This is a genomic window from Epilithonimonas sp. (genome assembly GCF_036780765.1).
Taxonomy (GTDB): Bacteria; Bacteroidota; Bacteroidia; order Flavobacteriales; family Weeksellaceae; genus Epilithonimonas.
This window is the reverse complement of the sequence record NZ_DAIQCG010000001.1, coordinates 132,434-149,075: the sequence shown is the minus strand read 5'-3', so window position 1 is coordinate 149,075 and position 16,642 is coordinate 132,434. Positions and strand designations below refer to the sequence as shown.

The 16,642-nt window shown below is 35.2% G+C and carries 18 protein-coding genes and 3 tRNA genes; 13 read left to right on the top strand and 8 right to left on the bottom strand.

Going from position 1 to position 16,642, the window contains the following annotated elements; translation table 11 throughout:
• Nucleotides 1-120: 120 nt before the first annotated feature.
• The 9 genes from porG to V7P73_RS00715 all read left to right on the top strand — a co-directional run bounded on the left by porG (nt 121) and on the right by V7P73_RS00715 (nt 9,050).
• Nucleotides 121-912 carry a type IX secretion system protein PorG gene (gene porG, locus V7P73_RS00755; RefSeq protein WP_333850624.1) on the top strand — a complete coding sequence of 264 codons (792 nt, stop codon included), beginning with the start codon at nt 121-123 and terminating at the stop codon, nt 910-912.
• A 4-nt stretch (nt 913-916) separates the two neighbouring features.
• A complete protein-coding gene (locus V7P73_RS00750; protein WP_333850623.1) occupies nt 917-1,663 on the top strand; it encodes an isoprenyl transferase in 747 nt (248 codons plus the stop codon).
• 33 nt (nt 1,664-1,696) lie between these two features.
• Nucleotides 1,697-4,231, top strand: coding sequence for an outer membrane protein assembly factor BamA (gene bamA, locus V7P73_RS00745; protein WP_333850622.1), 2,535 nt, complete (start codon nt 1,697-1,699; stop codon nt 4,229-4,231).
• Nucleotides 4,232-4,253: 22 nt separating this feature from the next.
• Entirely contained in the window at nt 4,254-4,889 is a 636-nt protein-coding gene (locus V7P73_RS00740) for an OmpH family outer membrane protein (protein ID WP_333850621.1), read from the top strand.
• Between the two features lie 34 nt (nt 4,890-4,923).
• Nucleotides 4,924-5,424 (top strand): OmpH family outer membrane protein, encoded by a 501-nt coding sequence (locus tag V7P73_RS00735; RefSeq protein WP_333850620.1) that lies wholly within the window; start codon nt 4,924-4,926, stop codon nt 5,422-5,424.
• A 72-nt stretch (nt 5,425-5,496) separates the two neighbouring features.
• Entirely contained in the window at nt 5,497-5,982 is a 486-nt protein-coding gene (locus V7P73_RS00730) for an acyl-CoA thioesterase (RefSeq protein WP_333850619.1), read from the top strand.
• On the top strand, nt 5,979-6,848 hold the full coding sequence (gene rfbD / locus V7P73_RS00725; RefSeq protein ID WP_333850618.1) for a dTDP-4-dehydrorhamnose reductase: 870 nt from the start codon (nt 5,979-5,981) through the stop codon (nt 6,846-6,848). The genes V7P73_RS00730 and rfbD overlap by 4 nt, the downstream gene beginning before the upstream one ends.
• Nucleotides 6,841-7,521 (top strand): hypothetical protein, encoded by a 681-nt coding sequence (locus V7P73_RS00720; RefSeq protein ID WP_333850617.1) that lies wholly within the window; start codon nt 6,841-6,843, stop codon nt 7,519-7,521. The genes rfbD and V7P73_RS00720 overlap by 8 nt, the downstream gene beginning before the upstream one ends.
• A gap of 158 nt (nt 7,522-7,679) precedes the next feature.
• Nucleotides 7,680-9,050 (top strand): tetratricopeptide repeat protein, encoded by a 1,371-nt coding sequence (locus tag V7P73_RS00715; protein WP_333850616.1) that lies wholly within the window; start codon nt 7,680-7,682, stop codon nt 9,048-9,050.
• Between the two features lie 284 nt (nt 9,051-9,334).
• Here V7P73_RS00715 and V7P73_RS00710 read toward each other — a convergent pair whose 3' ends face one another.
• From V7P73_RS00710 to V7P73_RS00700, 3 genes are all read right to left on the bottom strand, one after another.
• Entirely contained in the window at nt 9,335-10,216 is an 882-nt protein-coding gene (locus V7P73_RS00710; protein ID WP_333850615.1) for a DMT family transporter, read from the bottom strand.
• Nucleotides 10,213-10,860: a leucyl/phenylalanyl-tRNA--protein transferase gene (gene aat / locus V7P73_RS00705; protein ID WP_333850614.1), complete on the bottom strand. Its 648-nt coding sequence runs from the start codon at nt 10,858-10,860 to the stop codon at nt 10,213-10,215. The genes V7P73_RS00710 and aat overlap by 4 nt, the downstream gene beginning before the upstream one ends.
• A gap of 84 nt (nt 10,861-10,944) precedes the next feature.
• Nucleotides 10,945-11,325 carry a DUF3127 domain-containing protein gene (locus tag V7P73_RS00700; protein WP_312423055.1) on the bottom strand — a complete coding sequence of 127 codons (381 nt, stop codon included), beginning with the start codon at nt 11,323-11,325 and terminating at the stop codon, nt 10,945-10,947.
• 169 nt (nt 11,326-11,494) lie between these two features.
• Here V7P73_RS00700 and V7P73_RS00695 point away from each other — a divergent pair.
• The 3 genes from V7P73_RS00695 to V7P73_RS00685 all read left to right on the top strand — a co-directional run bounded on the left by V7P73_RS00695 (nt 11,495) and on the right by V7P73_RS00685 (nt 11,780).
• A tRNA-Leu gene (locus tag V7P73_RS00695) sits at nt 11,495-11,576 on the top strand.
• A gap of 39 nt (nt 11,577-11,615) precedes the next feature.
• Nucleotides 11,616-11,691 (top strand) — tRNA-Gly (locus tag V7P73_RS00690).
• Nucleotides 11,692-11,696: 5 nt separating this feature from the next.
• Nucleotides 11,697-11,780: transfer RNA gene (locus V7P73_RS00685), tRNA-Leu, on the top strand.
• A 122-nt stretch (nt 11,781-11,902) separates the two neighbouring features.
• On the opposite strand, the gene ypfJ is transcribed toward V7P73_RS00685, so the two are convergent.
• The 5 genes from ypfJ to V7P73_RS00660 form a co-directional block, all read right to left on the bottom strand.
• Nucleotides 11,903-12,751 (bottom strand): KPN_02809 family neutral zinc metallopeptidase, encoded by an 849-nt coding sequence (gene ypfJ, locus V7P73_RS00680; protein ID WP_333850613.1) that lies wholly within the window; start codon nt 12,749-12,751, stop codon nt 11,903-11,905.
• Nucleotides 12,752-12,945: 194 nt separating this feature from the next.
• Nucleotides 12,946-13,434, bottom strand: coding sequence for a 6,7-dimethyl-8-ribityllumazine synthase (ribH, locus tag V7P73_RS00675; protein WP_333850610.1), 489 nt, complete (start codon nt 13,432-13,434; stop codon nt 12,946-12,948).
• 3 nt (nt 13,435-13,437) lie between these two features.
• Entirely contained in the window at nt 13,438-14,142 is a 705-nt protein-coding gene (locus V7P73_RS00670; protein WP_333850608.1) for a tetratricopeptide repeat protein, read from the bottom strand.
• Between the two features lie 80 nt (nt 14,143-14,222).
• Nucleotides 14,223-14,759, bottom strand: coding sequence for an adenine phosphoribosyltransferase (locus V7P73_RS00665; protein ID WP_248874742.1), 537 nt, complete (start codon nt 14,757-14,759; stop codon nt 14,223-14,225).
• Between the two features lie 9 nt (nt 14,760-14,768).
• A complete protein-coding gene (locus tag V7P73_RS00660; protein WP_333850605.1) occupies nt 14,769-15,938 on the bottom strand; it encodes an NTF2-like N-terminal transpeptidase domain-containing protein in 1,170 nt (389 codons plus the stop codon).
• A gap of 257 nt (nt 15,939-16,195) precedes the next feature.
• On the opposite strand from V7P73_RS00660, the gene V7P73_RS00655 reads away from it, so the two are divergent.
• Nucleotides 16,196-16,627: a RapZ C-terminal domain-containing protein gene (locus V7P73_RS00655; protein ID WP_333850603.1), complete on the top strand. Its 432-nt coding sequence runs from the start codon at nt 16,196-16,198 to the stop codon at nt 16,625-16,627.
• The last annotated feature ends 15 nt before the right edge of the window (nt 16,628-16,642 follow it).

Below are 16,642 nucleotides of genomic sequence, written 5' to 3'. Positions count from 1 at the left end.
TATAACAATAAATTATATTTTTTTGTTTTTATTTAACTAAACTTTAAGAAGTTCCTTAATCTAAAAATGTTTTATATTTGCACCAAATTTTTGAGTAATAGACGTTTCAGTATATTGAAAATGAAGAGAGAATTAACCTATGCCCTTGTCGCTATATTTTGTTTTTTGAGTTTTGCAAAAGCTCAGAGACACGAGATTGGGGTACAATTAGGAATGAGTAATCTAGTTGGAGATATCGGGAGAACAAACTATATTCTACAGAAACCTCTGGGAAACGTGTCTCAGAATGGACTTCCTTTTTATGGTGGCGTAATGTACAGAATGAATTTTAATCCTTATCAAACCGTTAGGCTTAATGTGGGATTTAGTAACATTCAATTTGATGATAGATATGCGAAAGAAGATTATCGGAGAATTAGACAACTGAGAGGAACCAACTCGGTGATATCGGCTGATTTACTTTTTGAGTATAATTTCTTACCAGTCAATGATGAGCAGATTAGTATGATAAGTCCGTATATTTTTGCAGGTGTTTCGGGGTTGTATATGGATGCCACAAAAGCAGACTTAACAATCACAAATACAAGCGTAGAAGCGAGATACACACAAGGGAAAGCCTTTACAATGGGACTTCCTTTTGGTGTAGGACTTAAATATAAATTTAATTATAACTGGGCATTGTCTGGGGAGTTCACTTTCCGTCCGACATTCTCAGATCAGGTGGATTATAGTATGTTGAAGGATGGAGATGTGACGGTGAAAAGTTCTCTTGGAAAAGATGATACTGCAATCCTTGTTCAAAAATTTATGGATCAGAGAAATGTTGGCAATTTAAATTCTAAAGATTGGGTTAATTCTGCAACGTTAATTTTGTCTTACTCCTTTGGAAGACCACCTTGTTATTGCAAATAAAGTTATGCAGGACTTAAAAAAGTTAATAAATAAAGATAAATTACCGAAACACGTTGCTGTTATAATGGATGGAAACGGTAGATGGGCAAAATCCAGAGGAGAAGAAAGAACCTTTGGACACAAAAATGCTATCACTGCCGTTCGTAATGTTATTAATGCCTGCAACGAGATTCATATACCGTATCTTACACTTTATACATTCTCTTCAGAAAATTGGAATCGTCCTAAAGATGAAGTAGATACTCTTATGAATCTTTTGTCAGAAACATTATTGTTGGAAGCAGAAGAGATTTTTACTAAAGGATTGAGGATGCATGTCGTTGGAGATATTACCCAACTTCCGGAATTAGTAAGAGATCAATTGCTTAATGTGATAGAATTAACTAAAAATAATGACAAAGGAAATCTGATTTTAGCACTGAATTACGGTTCGCAAAAAGAAATCCTGAAAGCCGTAAAAGAAATTAGTCAGGATGTGAAAGATGGGAATGTAAATGTTGAAGATATTGATGAAAAAATGTTCGAGAATCATCTTTACACCAAAGATTTTCCAGTGGTTGATTTGATGATTAGAACAAGTGGCGAAGTCCGTATCAGTAATTTCTTGCTTTGGCAGATTGCTTATGCAGAACTTCAGTTTTTAGATGTACTTTGGCCGGACTTTACAAAAGATACTTTTTTTCAGTGCATATTAGACTATCAAAATAAAGAAAGAAGATACGGGATGACTAGTGATCAGATTTCTTCATAAAATATATTAGAAAAGAGAACAACTTCAATAAGAATGAAATTAAGATTTATACCCATTATTTTGTTGACAGCTTCAGTGTATTTTCACGCTCAGGTTGTTCCACAGGGTAACAATGCAGAAAGCACAGAACTTGCAGGAAACCAAAAACAAGAGTATGTTCTGAAAGATATCGTTGTAGACGGTGTCAAAAGATACACACCAGCTCAGATTTTGCGTTTTACAGGTCTTGTGAAAGGAGAGAAGTTAGAAATTCCGGGGCAGAGAGTCAGCAATGCTGTCAAGAAACTTTGGGAAACCCAATCTTTTTCTAAGGTTGAGGTCTATATTCAGGATGTTGAAGGGCAAAATGTTGTCCTGCAATTTTCGTTACAAGACCTTAAAGAATTAGGAGAAGTCAAATTCACGGGTAAAGGAATTGGAAAATCCAAGAATGAAAAACTTATTAAGGATAATAACTTGAAGCCAGGAACCAAGATTAATAATAATCTGGTTTCCAGTTTACAAAATAAAATTCCTCAGGAGTATATTGCAAAAGGATTTGCTGATGCAAAAATCAATATTCAGGAAAAAGCAAATGGTACAGATGCTAATCTTGTAGATTGGACCATTGAAGTTGCAAAAGGCAAAAAAGTCAAAATCGATAAAATCGAGTTTGATGGTAATGAAAGTGTATCTGACAGAAAACTTAGAAAAAAAGGATTCAAAGACACCAAGCAGAAAAGATTCTTGTTAGGTATTCTTAAACCTTCCAAATTTATCCAGGATAAATATGATGAGGATAAGAAGAACTTGATAAGTTACTATAACTCCTTAGGTTTTAGAGATGCTACGATTGTTTCGGATTCTGTAACTAGAAACGAAAAAGGTTATAACATCAATGTAAAACTGAATGAAGGTAAAAAATACTATATCGGTGATATCAACTTCATCGGAAATACGACTTTTACTACAGAGTTTTTACAGAAAATTTTAGGCTACAAAACAGGAGATATCTATGACGCAGTAGGATTCAACAAAAAAGTTGGAGAAGACGGCGGAAAAGAAGATGATTCTGATTTGAAGTCCATTTATATGAATAATGGTTTCTTGTTCTCCAACGTTACGCCGATTGAAAAATCGATTAAAGGAGATTCTATCAATTTGGAAATCAGAATTAATGAAGGAGAAAAAGCAACTTGGAACCGTGTAACCTGGTCTGGAAATACTACGACACACGATCACGTAATTTTGAGAGCGCTTAGAACTAAGCCTGGAACATTGTTCGCAAAATCTGATATCAAGAGAACTTACTTCGAATTAGCTGGGATGCAGTTTTTTGATCCTCAACAAATTGGAACAGATGTAAAACCAAATCCACAGGATAACACGGTTAATATGCACTGGACACTTGTAGAAAAAGGTTCTTCTCAGGTGCAATTACAAGCTGGTTATGGTGGAGGGTCATTCATCGGAACATTAGGATTAACGTTCAATAACTTCTCTTTGAGAAACTTTTTGAAGTTCAAAGATTTCAAACCGGTTCCTCAAGGTGACGGACAAACTTTATCACTACAAGCTCAGGCAGGGCAATATTTTACCAATTATGGAGTTTCTTTTACAGAGCCTTGGATTTTTGGGGCAAGACAAACATCATTGAGTGTTGGATTGAATTACTCTAATGTGAATTATTCCTATTCAACGGGGGATCAGAAAATGAATATTTTCTCTGCGACAGCAGGTCTTACAAAATTATTAAGATGGCCAGATGATTATTTCTCTCTTTATACTGGGATACAGTATCAAAGTTATGATTTCAGTAATTATCCATTCTATTTTGGAGATGCGTTGGAGTACAATGGTAGTACAAAATCATTCAGTTTCAATATTGGTTTGAGTAGAAACTCAGCTGGTTTGGATCCTGTTTTTCCAACTTATGGTTCTAATTTAGAAGCGTCTTTGAAGTTTACACCGCCATATTCTTGGTTCAGTAACAAAGATTATTCTACAATGAGTACTTTGGACAAGTACAAGTGGATGGAATTCTATAAAGTGAAGTTAAAAGCTGATTTCTATAACGAAGTTATTGGGAAATTGGTTCTTAGAACTACTGGAGAAATGGGATTCTTGAACGGATACAGCAAAGAATTAGGTCCACCACCTTTTGAAAGATATTATGTTGGAGGTGTAGGTTTATTCAATGGTAGATTTGATGGTAGAGAATTGGTGCCTTTGAGAGGTTATGAAAATGCTTCTTCTACAGGATTCAGTTCATCATCAACTTACGATATCACGCCTTATGGTGGAGCAACAATTTATAATAGATTTGCTGCAGAGTTAAGATATCCAATTTCTATGAACCAAACAGCGAAAATCTTTGTATTAACCTTTGCAGAAGCAGGTAATGCTTGGAATAGTTTCGGAACATACAATCCTTTCAAATTGAAAAGATCTGCAGGTTTAGGTATCAGAGTATCGATGTCAGCATTTGGATTGATTGGATTTGATTTTGCTTATGGATTTGATAAAACATTAGGAAGCTCAGAACCATCAGGATGGCAACAACATTTCTTGATGAACCAACCATTATAAAATAAAATACTATTTTTATAGGATGAAAAAATTAGCATTAATTGTAACAATTCTTTTTGCTACCACACAAATCTTTGCACAGAAGATTGGTGTGGTAGATACAAACTATGTGTTGAGCAAATTGCCTCAGTATAAAGAAGCGGAGAACAGACTCAATACACAGGTGGAGCAATGGCGTTCTGATTTGCAAAAATTACAAGCAGAATATGAGAGAAAAAAAGAAGCTTTTGAAAATGAAAAAGTTTTACTTGTTGGTGATCAGTTAAAGCTAAGAGAAAAAGAAATCGTAGATTTGGAAGCAAGTGTACGTAATACAATTGGTGCAAGATTTGGAACAAATGGTGAGGTTAATCAATTACGTTCTAATTTAACTAAACCTTATCAGGATCAGATATGGAACGCGATTAAAACTGTTTCTACAAAGAATAATTTAGGAATAGTTCTTGATAAAAGTAATAATATTAGTGTGATATTTTTGGATAAGAAATATGACTATACTGATGCTGTTTTAGCGTTATTAGGAAAAACCTTACCTAAATCAGATGAAAAAAATAATGCTGTTCCAAGCTCTGGTAGCAGAGGTAAAGCTGGAGATAAAATGACACCTAGAACACGTGCTCAAAGAAAAGGTGGTGGTATAGAAGCAGTCACAAAATAAAAATTAATATAAATTATAAACATAACTTTTTAAAATGAACAAATTAAGTGTATTATTAGTAGCAGTTGTAACGGTTTTTGCAACAGGATTTGCAAACGCTCAGAAAATTGCTTCTGTAGATGTTAATGCAATTTTCACTTCTATGCCAGAAATGAAAGCTCTTGATCAGCAATTGCAAAATCTGCAAACTGCAAAACAAGGTGAACTAGAAAAGCAAGGAAAGTCTCTTCAGGACTTGATGAAAAAATATCAGGATGAGGCTCCTAAACAAACAGCAGCTATCAATGAGCAAAGAAGCCAAGAAGTTCAGAAACTTCAGGAAAACCTTCAGCAGATGTATTCTGCAGCTCAAAAAGATATCGCAGAAAAAAGAGATGCAGGTTTAGCGCCACTTGAGAAAAAAATCAATGATGCTATCTCTAAAGTAGCTAAAGCAGCAGGTTATGAGTATGTGTTTGATGCTTCTACACCAGCTTTAGTTTACAAAGCAGGAACAGATGCTACACCAGCAGTTAGAAAAGAATTAGGTCTTTAATCAAACTAAGACAATTAATATCTAAAACCGTCTCGTTTCTTTTAACGGGACGGTTTTTTAGGAATAGTAATTATGGAAAAAGAATTCTCATCAAGATTTAAAATCCGTTTTGCAGATTGTGATCCAATCGGGCATCTCAATAATGTCAAATATTTGGAATATATGCTCAACGCAAGGGAAGATCATGTGGAAGAGAACTATGGTTTCACTTATGAGCAATACACAAGAGAAACGGGATGTACTTGGGTTACCATCCAAAATGAGATTGCTTATCTGAAAGAAGTGAGATACAATTCTACAGTTGAGATTACCAGCAAAACAATTGCGATGAATAATATGACATCGGTTGTGGAATTATTGATGAAAGATGAAAATGGTATAGTCCATGCCGTTTTTTGGTTAACAGTCATTTACTTCAATATGAAAACTAGAAAAGCTGAGATGATGTCGGATGAAAGCTTAGAAAAGTTCTCGAATTTCTTGGTTGAAATCGATCACAAAACATTCAAGGAAAGAGTCGGTTATTTGAGACTTCAAAATAAAACAAAATTGTTATGAAAAGAATACTTGTTATAGGAGGAAATGGTCAGTTGGGACATTGTCTGCAAAAGTTAGCACCAAAATACCATGATCAATACGATTTCAATTTTACGGGATCATCCGTTGTAGATATCACGAATTTTGAACAAGTAGATACTGTTTTTGCAGAATATCAGCCGGGTTTTGTGATTAATGCTTCTGCTTATACAGCTGTAGATTTGGCAGAAAAAGAAACTGAAAAAGCGTTTGCGATTAATGCGGAAGGTGTTGGGAATTTGGCTCAGGTTTGCAAGGATAACAATGCAATATTGATTCACGTTTCAACAGATTATGTTTTTGATGGAGAAACTAACCTCAGCTACTCAGAAGATGATTTTACAGATCCCATCGGTGCTTACGGTGCTTCTAAAAGAAGAGGCGAAGAATTAGCTTTGGAAAACAATCCGGAGACTGTGATTATTAGAACATCTTGGTTGTATTCGGAATTCAACAAGAACTTTGTGAAAACAATGCTTCATTTATTTGAAATTAAAGATGAGTTGGGAATTGTAGGTGATCAATTTGGTCAACCAACCAATGCTAATGATTTGGCTGAAGCGATTTTAGAAATCATCGAAGCAAAAAATAAAACCTTCGGAATTTATCATTTCTCTAATTATCCGGAAACAACTTGGTTTGATTTTGCTAGTAAAATAAAAGAATTCTCAGGTTCCAACGTTATATTAAAATCAATCACAACAGAAGAGTTCCCGACGCCGGCAAAACGCCCGAAAAGGAGCACAATGTCTCTGGACAAAATCGAAAAAGATTATCAAATCGAACCAAAACATTGGGAAAATAGCCTGAGAGATTGTGTAGAAATTTTAAAATTAACGAATGCGTAAATTATTATTTTTAATTTCAGTTTTTTGTTTTCAGTTCTTTTATCTTCAGACGGTTATTCTTAACAAAGTTGATAAAACGAATGATAACAAAGACAAAATTTTCTATAAGATATCGGATGTTTCAAAATCAGAGTTTTTAGGAGAAATATTGGTGAATGGATTTTCTAATGATGATGTAAAAATGTTTGGAGAAATTTATAAAAAAGCCAAACAAGTAGGAGCTAATACATTTTCTATGAAACCAATTGAGAGTGTGGATGGAACAATACAAAAGTTTGATCCAGCTTATTATATTCTGAATTTGTATTACACGAATGCCGATGAAATCCCAGATGAGCAGAATGTCGCTTTCCTAATTTCTTCAGCAGACAAAACTCAGAAAATCAATATCGATAACAAAACCACCGACGTGAAGCCAAGAAGCTTTCTTAAACTAAAATTAGTCGATAATGAAGTTATGACAGTTTCTACCCGAAAGTTATTGGGCTCAACGGTAAAATTGTCAGGAAAAGAGGGACAGCAATCTTTGTATTTTTCTTTGTCTAATTTCAAAATTCGTAGTAATGATAGTATCTACGGTGGAGTGAACCTGAAATCCGGAGATATTACAGGATTGGAAAAGTCTTTTGGTATGTTTTTGACTACAATCTATTCTGAACAGAAAAAGGATTAATGTTAATAAATTGTCATACTGAGATAGTTTATTTTCAAAATAAAATTGAGTAACTTTATAAAAGAAGATTTAAGACCGGGCAATTGTAATTCATTTACAGATCTCACATTGCAAAAACAATCTGAGCGGAGCTGAATCTCAAATCTAAATCACACATATTGGAAGAATTTTTTGAAAACGAACTTGCTAAAAAGTTCGAAGAAATGATAGAGAATAATGATGAATTCTATTTCGATACCGAAGAATATATAGAAATTATCATCTATTATCTGGAGCTTGGAGATTACAGTTATGCAGAAATGGCCGTGAATCACGCTCTGAAAATACATCCTAATTCTTTGGAAATCAAAACTAAGCAATTAGAAGTTTTCTTGGAGTTAGAGCGCTACGCGAAAGCAAAAGAATTGATTGATGAATTGCATCAGTCATCTCTGGAAGATACAGACTTTTTGGTTTGTTGTGCTAAATATTATTCCAACCTTGGAAACCCGAAAAAATCAATTGAATATTGTCAGAAAGCTTTGGAACTAGAGGAAGAAGAAAATTTCCTTCACAATTTCATTGCGGACGAATATGTCAATCTAGATGATCCATTCAATGCGCTGAAACATTATACGTCAGCTTTAGAGCACGATCCTTATGACGATTATTCTTTGGAAAACGTAATGGTTTGTTATAGTAAACTGAACCGTCCACAAGAAGCGATAGACTTTCTTAATCAATATCTTGATAAGTTTCCATTCTCGGAAACCGCTTGGTATGAGTACGGGCAGTTTTACTTCAACAAAAAGAATTACGACGAAGCCATCAAAGGATTCGATTATATTTTGGCTATCAACTCAACGGCAGTTGGTGTTTATGCAAACAAAGCATCTTGTTATGAGGCAATGGGCGAGTGGGACAAAGCGATTGAGGTTTATGAAGAAATGCTGGAGTTAGAATATACAAAAGCATTCACATTCTATAAAATTGGGTTGTGCTACAAAGAAGCTAAGAAATTGGTTCCTGCACTCACGTCTTTCCAAAAATCTTTGAGAGAAGATCCTCAGTTTTATTTGGCAATGATGGAGCAGTCCAATATCTACGAAGAGATGGGCAATACCAAAGAAGCGCTTTATTTTGCTCAGGAAGCAGTTGCTCTCAATGTCGGAAATCTCGAATATCAGAAGCGCTTAGCTTTTCTTTACATCACTTGCGGTGAGTATGAAGAAAGTTTGACTTGCCTGAAAAAATTGGTCGATACAGAATCAAGCAGGTTTTACAACTGGTATGCTTATTCGGAAGTTTTGATGTTGATAGGCGAATACGAGGAAGCGATTACAATTTTGGAAAAAGCTTTACAAACGCATCAACGTGCCGAATTATATTATCAGTTGAGTAATTGCTACTTCAACCTGAAAAATGATTCAGAAGGCATTGCTAAGCTGGAAAAAGCATTGGAGTTGGATCCTTCGCTCAGCAAAGATATGCAGCAGAAATATCCCTTCATCAAAGAACAGGTCAAAAAAATAAAGACCAAAAAGAAATAAAAGAAAAGCTCAGATAATTCTGAGCTTTTTATTTTTTAGGAGCCGGGAACCTGCTTTCCACTATATCTTTTGCTCTTCGTTCCTCATCACAAAAGGATGCCGTTACAATCAGGGCTATGGGTTTTGTAATCCAATCAACATTAAACCAAAACCACAATATTGTAATTCCGCAGGGTATCAAACTAATTCTATCTATTTCTTAGCAGAGTTTTATTCCTTTGCGAACCTTAAAAATATTTTCAATAACCTCAATAAGATCTTTGCGCGCTTTGCGTTAAAAAAATTTATGCAGCCTTTGGCTTACTTCTTAAAAATATTAATCCAGCCAAAATAATCAAAGCTCCGACAGATTGCATCGTAGTTAAAGTTTCTCCATCCAAAATTCCCCAAATAATCGCAACAATTGGCATTAACAAAGTTACAGTTGATGCAAATAACGGTGTAGAAATACTCAATAATTTATAATTCATCATCATTGCCAGCCCAGTTCCAAAGATGGATAACATCGCTACAAAACCAAGTCCTTCAAACGTACTTTGATTAAAACTGAAATCATTGAAAAATCCTGAAAATACCAAAGCAATTAATGAAGGTAAAGACAACACAAAAGAAAAAATAAAAGCAGACATCAAAATTGCTGGAACCTCCTGTAGTTTTGATTTTATGGTCGTTGTACTGATAGCATACATTAGAACTGCTAAAACCAGCAAAAGAATAGGGTAGATTTTGATTTCGCCACTTTCACCACTTCCCAAAGCTAAAATACAAGCACCGATAAAACTAATTAAAACGCCAATCATTTGCCTTTTGGTAGTAGAGAACTTCCAAACCAAAGAACCCACAATAATCACGAATATTGGCATCATAGAGTTAATAATTCCAGCAATGCTGCTGCTAATTTCAGTTTCTGCTAATGGAAACAGAAACATTGGAATAAAACTTCCTGTCACAGCAGCCAAGATTAGCCATTTTGTATGTTGCTTCGGAAATTGTTTGATTTTAGTAATAGCGTAAGGCATTAATACAATTCCGGATATCAAAACTCTTAAAGCCCCCACTTCATAAGGATTGAAATGTTCTAAAGATTTTTTTATTAATATGAAGGATGATCCCCAAATCACAGATAATGTGATGAGAAGGATCCATTTTTGTTTTTCAGTATTCAAGGTTTTTGTTGTTTTAAGATATTTAAATAATCAATTTTCGGAATCATTTTTGCGCCTAGACTTTCAAGATGTTCAGAGTGGATTTGACAATCGATAAGTTCCCATTGGTTTTGATATTTGGTCGTAAAATGGATAAAGCCGGCTTTAGAAGCATTGGAAACTTTGGAAAACATACTTTCGCCACAGAAAACATTTCCGACTAAAATTCCATAAAATCCACCAACCAAATTGCCGTTTTGCCAGACTTCAAAACTTTTAGCTTTTCCATAATGGTGAAGTTTTACAAAAGATGCAATGAGTTCTTCATTAATCCAAGTTCCATCTTGTCCTTTTCTTTCTAATGTTTTACAATTTCTCATCACTTCTTCGAAGCATTGGTTTTCTGTAAATTCAAAAACCTCATCTCGCAGAATTTTTCTCATCGATTTTGAAATTTTAATTTCATTTGGGAATAAAACAAATCTCGGGTTCGGACACCACCAAAGAATTTCTTCTCCTTCATTATACCAAGGAAATAATCCAATTTGATAAGCAAACCAAAGTCTTTCTGGTCTCAAATCACCGCCAAAAGCCATTAATCCATCCTCCGAATCATAATGTTCCGGATCTGGAAAAGAAATATCATTAGGATCAAGTCTAAGCATTAGATGATTTTGGGTTTATAAAAAATAATCCCCGCACTTTATTTTAAAATGCAGGGAGATTTATGTGATATTATTCTATTAATATTAGAAAGGCAAATCATCATCTTCATCCTCAGCAAAAACATTTTTGTTTTCTGTTGAAGGCGAATTTTGAGAAGGTGCAGCTTGAGTAGGCTCATTAAAATCGGAAGAAGCATCTTTTTCCATTCTCCATCCAACAATAGAGTTGAAATATTTCACTTCACCTTGTGGACTTGTCCATTCTCTTCCTCGTATGTTGATATGAACTTTCACTTTATCACCCACTTTGTGAGCATTCAACAAATCAACTTTATCTTGAGTGAATTCAATATTAATTGGCTGCGGATACTGTTCTTCTGTCAAAAGAACTAGTTCTTTTTTTTGAAATCCACTTGCAAATGTTTGTAAATCAGAAATTTTCTTTATCGTTCCTGTTAATTCCATATCTCGAAAATGTTTTAAGGTTGTAAAGGTAATAAAAAGTATTGATGTTATTGAAAAAACGGCTGATCAAAAAACTTTAAAAAAATGTTGAATTTATTTTGGAGAGAATATAAAAGAGTTATATATTTGCACTCACCAAAACGAAAGAAAAGGAGTTCTTAAAAATAATGCGGATGTGGTGTAATTGGTAGCCACGCCAGACTTAGGATCTGGTGCTTCACGGCGTGGGGGTTCGAGTCCCTTCATCCGCACAAAGAAAGAATTTCTAAGAAATTAGAAATTTTTTTTATGCGAAAATAGCTCAGCTGGTAGAGCACAACCTTGCCAAGGTTGGGGTCGCGGGTTCGAGTCCCGTTTTTCGCTCCACCGTCGCCCTGGTGGTGGAACTGGTAGACACGCAGGACTTAAAATCCTGTGTCCGCAAGGACGTACGGGTTCAAGTCCCGTCTGGGGTACATAAAAAGACTGTTAATCATTGATTATCAGTCTTTTTTTTTGTTTTTTTCATTAGTGAAGAAAATATAAAAAACCAGCAACTCTTAAAATTGCTGGTTTTTATTTTATAATTTGGATAAATTTATCTTAGTAATGCGCTAAAAGTATCTCCCTGTCTGATATCTCCGGTATTGTAACCTTTCATAAACCATTCTTCTCTTTGTGCAGAAGAACCGTGTGTGAAGCTTTCTTGATTCACGTAACCTTGTCCTCTTTTTTGTATGTTGTCATCACCAACCGCAGCAGCAGCACTCATTGCTTCCTGAATATCACCAGCTTCTAAGAACTTTTCGCGACTATCAGTTTCTTTTGCCCATAATCCAGCATAGAAATCAGCTTGTAATTCGTTAGCGACAGAGATTTTATTGGCTTGTGCTTCGCTTCCACTTTGTTGTAGCTTGCTTACTTGGTTTAATGTTCCCAGTAAGTTTTGAATATGGTGACCATATTCGTGGCCGAGAACATAAGCTACTGTAAATTGTCCAACTTTTGCTCCAAATTTTTGCTGCAGCTCATTGAAGAAACTCATATCCATATAGATAGTTTGGTCTGATGGACAATAGAAAGGTCCCATTTCTGACTGTGCAGTTCCACAGCCTGAACTTGTTATACTTTCAAATAAGACTACTTTTGCAGGTCTGAATTGGATTCCGTTTTCCTGAAAAACCTTTTCCCACGTTTGTTCATTTTCTTTAGCGAGCATACTAACCATTTGACCAATACTAAGTTCTTCTTTGGAAAGTTGTCTCTGTTCAGTCTGTTGTGGTGCAGAAGTACTGTTATTGAGGATGGCAGATGGGTCGCCTCCCAGAAAGAAAACAATGGCTGCAATAATGATAGTTCCTAAGCCACCACCAACTAGCATTCCGCCGCCTCCACCAGAACCACGTCTGTCATCTACATTGTCACTTCTGTCGTTTGTCCATTTCATCTTGTAATATTTTGTGTTTTAAAATTAGGAATTTATTTTTGGATTGAGAAGTTTTTTTAGTGTGCTTTATGCATAGACCTGATGTGAACGGCATCCTTTTTTGCAGCTGGATTTAGCTTTTGGGAAAAGATACAGCACTTCGACTTCGCTCAGCATAAATTACCAGCTGAATTAAGCTCCTAAAAAATTAATGCTTAGAAAGAAAACTTCGTGTTGAAATCTATCATTTTCAATGCAGTAACTGCAGCTTCTACGCCTTTGTTACCAAGATTTCCGCCGCTTCTTGCGATAGATTGTTCTTTGGTATCGTCTGTCAAAACGCAGAAAATTGCTGGTGTATCTGTCAAAATGTTACAGTCTTTAATTCCTTGCGTTACACCTGAACAAACAAACTCGAAATGAGGTGTCTCGCCACGAATCACATTACCAATTGCAATGACTGCTGCGAACTTGTTGGAGCGGCAAAGTTTCATCGTTGCAAAGCTCAACTCGAATGCGCCAGGAACGTAATAGATATGAATGTTTTCTTCTTTGATACCTTCTGCTTTCAGCGTTTCGATAGCGCCGTTGCGAAGGTTGTAGGTTACGAAATCGTTCCACTCAGAAACAACAATGCCGATAGAATATTCATCGGCATTGGTTATATTGAGTGGCTTATAATCTGAAAGATTAGTTGTTGCCATTGTTTAGTAATATTTTGTCATTTCTATGAAAGCGTCAGATTGACCGTTGTCATAATCTTGATATTTCTCTTCAATCACAGAGAAATATTTTTTAGCATCAGCATTTTTCTTAAGTGCCAAAGCCAACATTCCTGCTTTTTTTGTGAAATAATAAGAAGTGTATGCGTCATCTGAAGCTGAAGAAGCTTTGTCTGCCATTGCTAAAGCATCGTCAGCTTTGTTTAGGTTTGATAAACAGTCTGCCATCGCACCATATTTAAGAGCTACCAAAACTTTGTTGCCAGAACTGAATTTGTCTAACAAATCGTAAGCTTTCTGATAGTTTCCTTTTTTGAATTCTATAAGACCAGCGTTGTAAGCAGATAATTTTCCAGCTTTTGTGCTTCCGTATTCCTCGTAAGTTCCTATGAAACCTGGATTTGCAACAGATTTTCCACCTAAAGCCAAATCTTCTTTACCATCTGTCAAATTTTTCTGAGCTGCCAAATAACTTTTTGTAGCTTCCTCATTTTGAGGGCCCAAAATGAACTGCTGGTAACCAAACCAACCAAGAACTGCAACGATAAGAATACCGAAACCGATACTCAACGTTCTTGCATTTTTTTCTAGGAAAGATTCTATGTTCAGTGCCTCTTTATCAAGGTCTCTGAAGAATTCTACAGTTTCTTTTCCTTCTTGTTCGTTCTTTTTGTTATGTGAATCTGCCATAATTTTTTAGTAAATGAAGTGCAAATTTAATGCTTTCCTTTTGATTTGCAAAAACTTATTTTTCTGATGGATGAAATATTTTAATATTGAAGTATCGAATAGACTTCTGAATTAAATTTCTTCAGCCTTTCAACACCATTTAAATCTTTCAAATCAATTAAAAAACTGAATTGTGTAGGGATTGCGCCTTGCTTTGCAACTAATTTTGCAGCTGCTTCTGTTGTTCCGCCTGTTGCCAAAAGGTCATCGTGAATCAAAACACGTTGTCCTTCTTTCAAATGTCCGGTTTTCATTTCGATTTCAGCTGAACCATATTCCAAATCATATTTTTCTCCGATGAAAGGTGGCGGTAATTTTCCAGCTTTTCTGATTAATACAAATGGAACGTCCAAAGCTACTGCAATCGCGATTCCGAAAAGATAACCTCTGCTTTCTATTCCACAAACTACATCAATTTTGCCTCGACTGAAATTAGCCAAATCTGCGATGACTTCTTCATATAATTTTGGTTGAAGAAAAATAGGACAGATATCCTTGAATTGGATTCCCGGAATCGGAAAGTCTGGGATATTGTCTATTGTTTCTTCTAATTTCTTGATTAATTCCGCAGATGCCATTTTTTATTTTTAAGGATTGTTGATTTTGTAAGTAGTGATTTTCCAATTGTTGTTTACAGATTTCAGTCCGTAAGTCACGTTCAGAGAAGTGGTTTTTCCGTTTTTGTCAGTAACATCGTAAGTGACGTTCACGTTTGCAGAATTATCTTTGTTGTAAGGAACTGCAATATTTTTTACGTTGATATTCTTAACCGACCCAAAACCAGAGATTGGATTAGAAAATTTGTCGTAAGAACCCCAATTTGGATTATCAGCAGATTCGTAAGCGGCTTTGAAATTCTGTGAAGACAAATTATTCAGGAATTTTGTAACCGTAGCTTTTGGATCAGTCGTTGCTGGCTTTGGAGCTGGTGGTGACGTTACAATAGTCTCGCCTGTTTGCGGATCAACTGTAGATGTTGAAACCTGAAGTGAATCTGATACAACTGGCGGAGGTGGCGTGTAAAGAGCTTGCCCGTTTACAGCAATTCCTGTTTTTATCATTTGTAGTAACTTCTTCGTTGTCTTAACGCTTAACTTTATATCGATTTTTTCTTCAAAGATTTTCTCTTTCGGAAGTTTAGCATATAAAACAGTGAATCCTCGGAACGAAGGGTCTTGCATCAAGTTTTTAGAAGTAGAAATCTTGTTGCCACCACTAGAAATCTCCATAATGGTTTCCAAGGCTGCACCTTCGAAATCGACCTTTTTTCCGTTGTTGTCTAATAATTGTGGTGTGATAATCAAACCTTTTGAACCGGTTAAACTGTCGCCAGCGATATTTCTAACATTAATACTAAGACTTGCAGCGTCAATATCATTTGGATCTTTTTCAGAAGCAACTGTATTACCAAAAATATTCATCTCGCCAAGACTTGGTGGCGCTGTACTGCTCCAAGTGATTCCGTTTTTCTGAGCAACTTGGTCTGCCAGAGCGAAAATCTCAGCCGTTTTTTTACCATCTAGAAGTTTTCCAAGTGCGGTGATTTCTGCAATATCGCCGTCAGCTTCTACACCAAAAGTTTTAAGAATATACAAGGCTTCGTTGAACTTCACTTGTTTCAATGTTGGTAAGCTGGAAGCCATATCATTGATGCTTTCTTGAAAGCTTTTACGGCTGCTCCCATCAACACTAGTTTTTTTACAACCTATCATAAAGAATAATAAAGTTGCTAAGAGACAGTATTTTATAAATTTCATTCTGTGTGATTTATTTCTAAAAGTAAGGAATATCTTTGATTCGCAAATCTTTATATCAATTAATATGCAAAATTAAATTTTAAAACCACATTGTCACATAGGAAAATTGATTTTTTTAATTAGAGAAAAGAAAATAGTAATATTTTTGGTCTGTCTTTTTTTAAAATTCTCTTATTTAACAAAAAAACTATGTGTCTTTGTGGTTATATTTTTTCAAAGAAAATTAAAAAGGGTAACTTTACGGAAAATTAAAGTTAATGCAGAACAAATTGGTTATTGATATTCACAGTTTTTCTTATAAAAAGAAAGGAATTCCTAAAGATGATTCTGGAAACGGGGGTGGTTTCGTTTTCGATTGCAGAGGAATCCTGAATCCTGGAAGAATTGAAGAATACAAATCTCAAACGGGAAATGATATTGGCGTGCAGGAGTTTTTGGAACAAAAAACAGAGTTTCCGAAGTTCTTTGATTCGGTAAAATCTCTTTTGTCAATCAGTATAGAAAATTATTTAAGTCGAGGTTTTGAGAATCTGCAAATTAATTTTGGTTGCACTGGCGGACAGCATCGTTCGGTTTATTCGGCGATTAAAACTTTGGAATTCATCAAAGAAAAATATCCTGAAGCAGAGGTTAAAATCCACCACGATGAGCAATTACACCTTAATTTGTCATCGATAAATGATAATTAATTTTAAGATTTATCA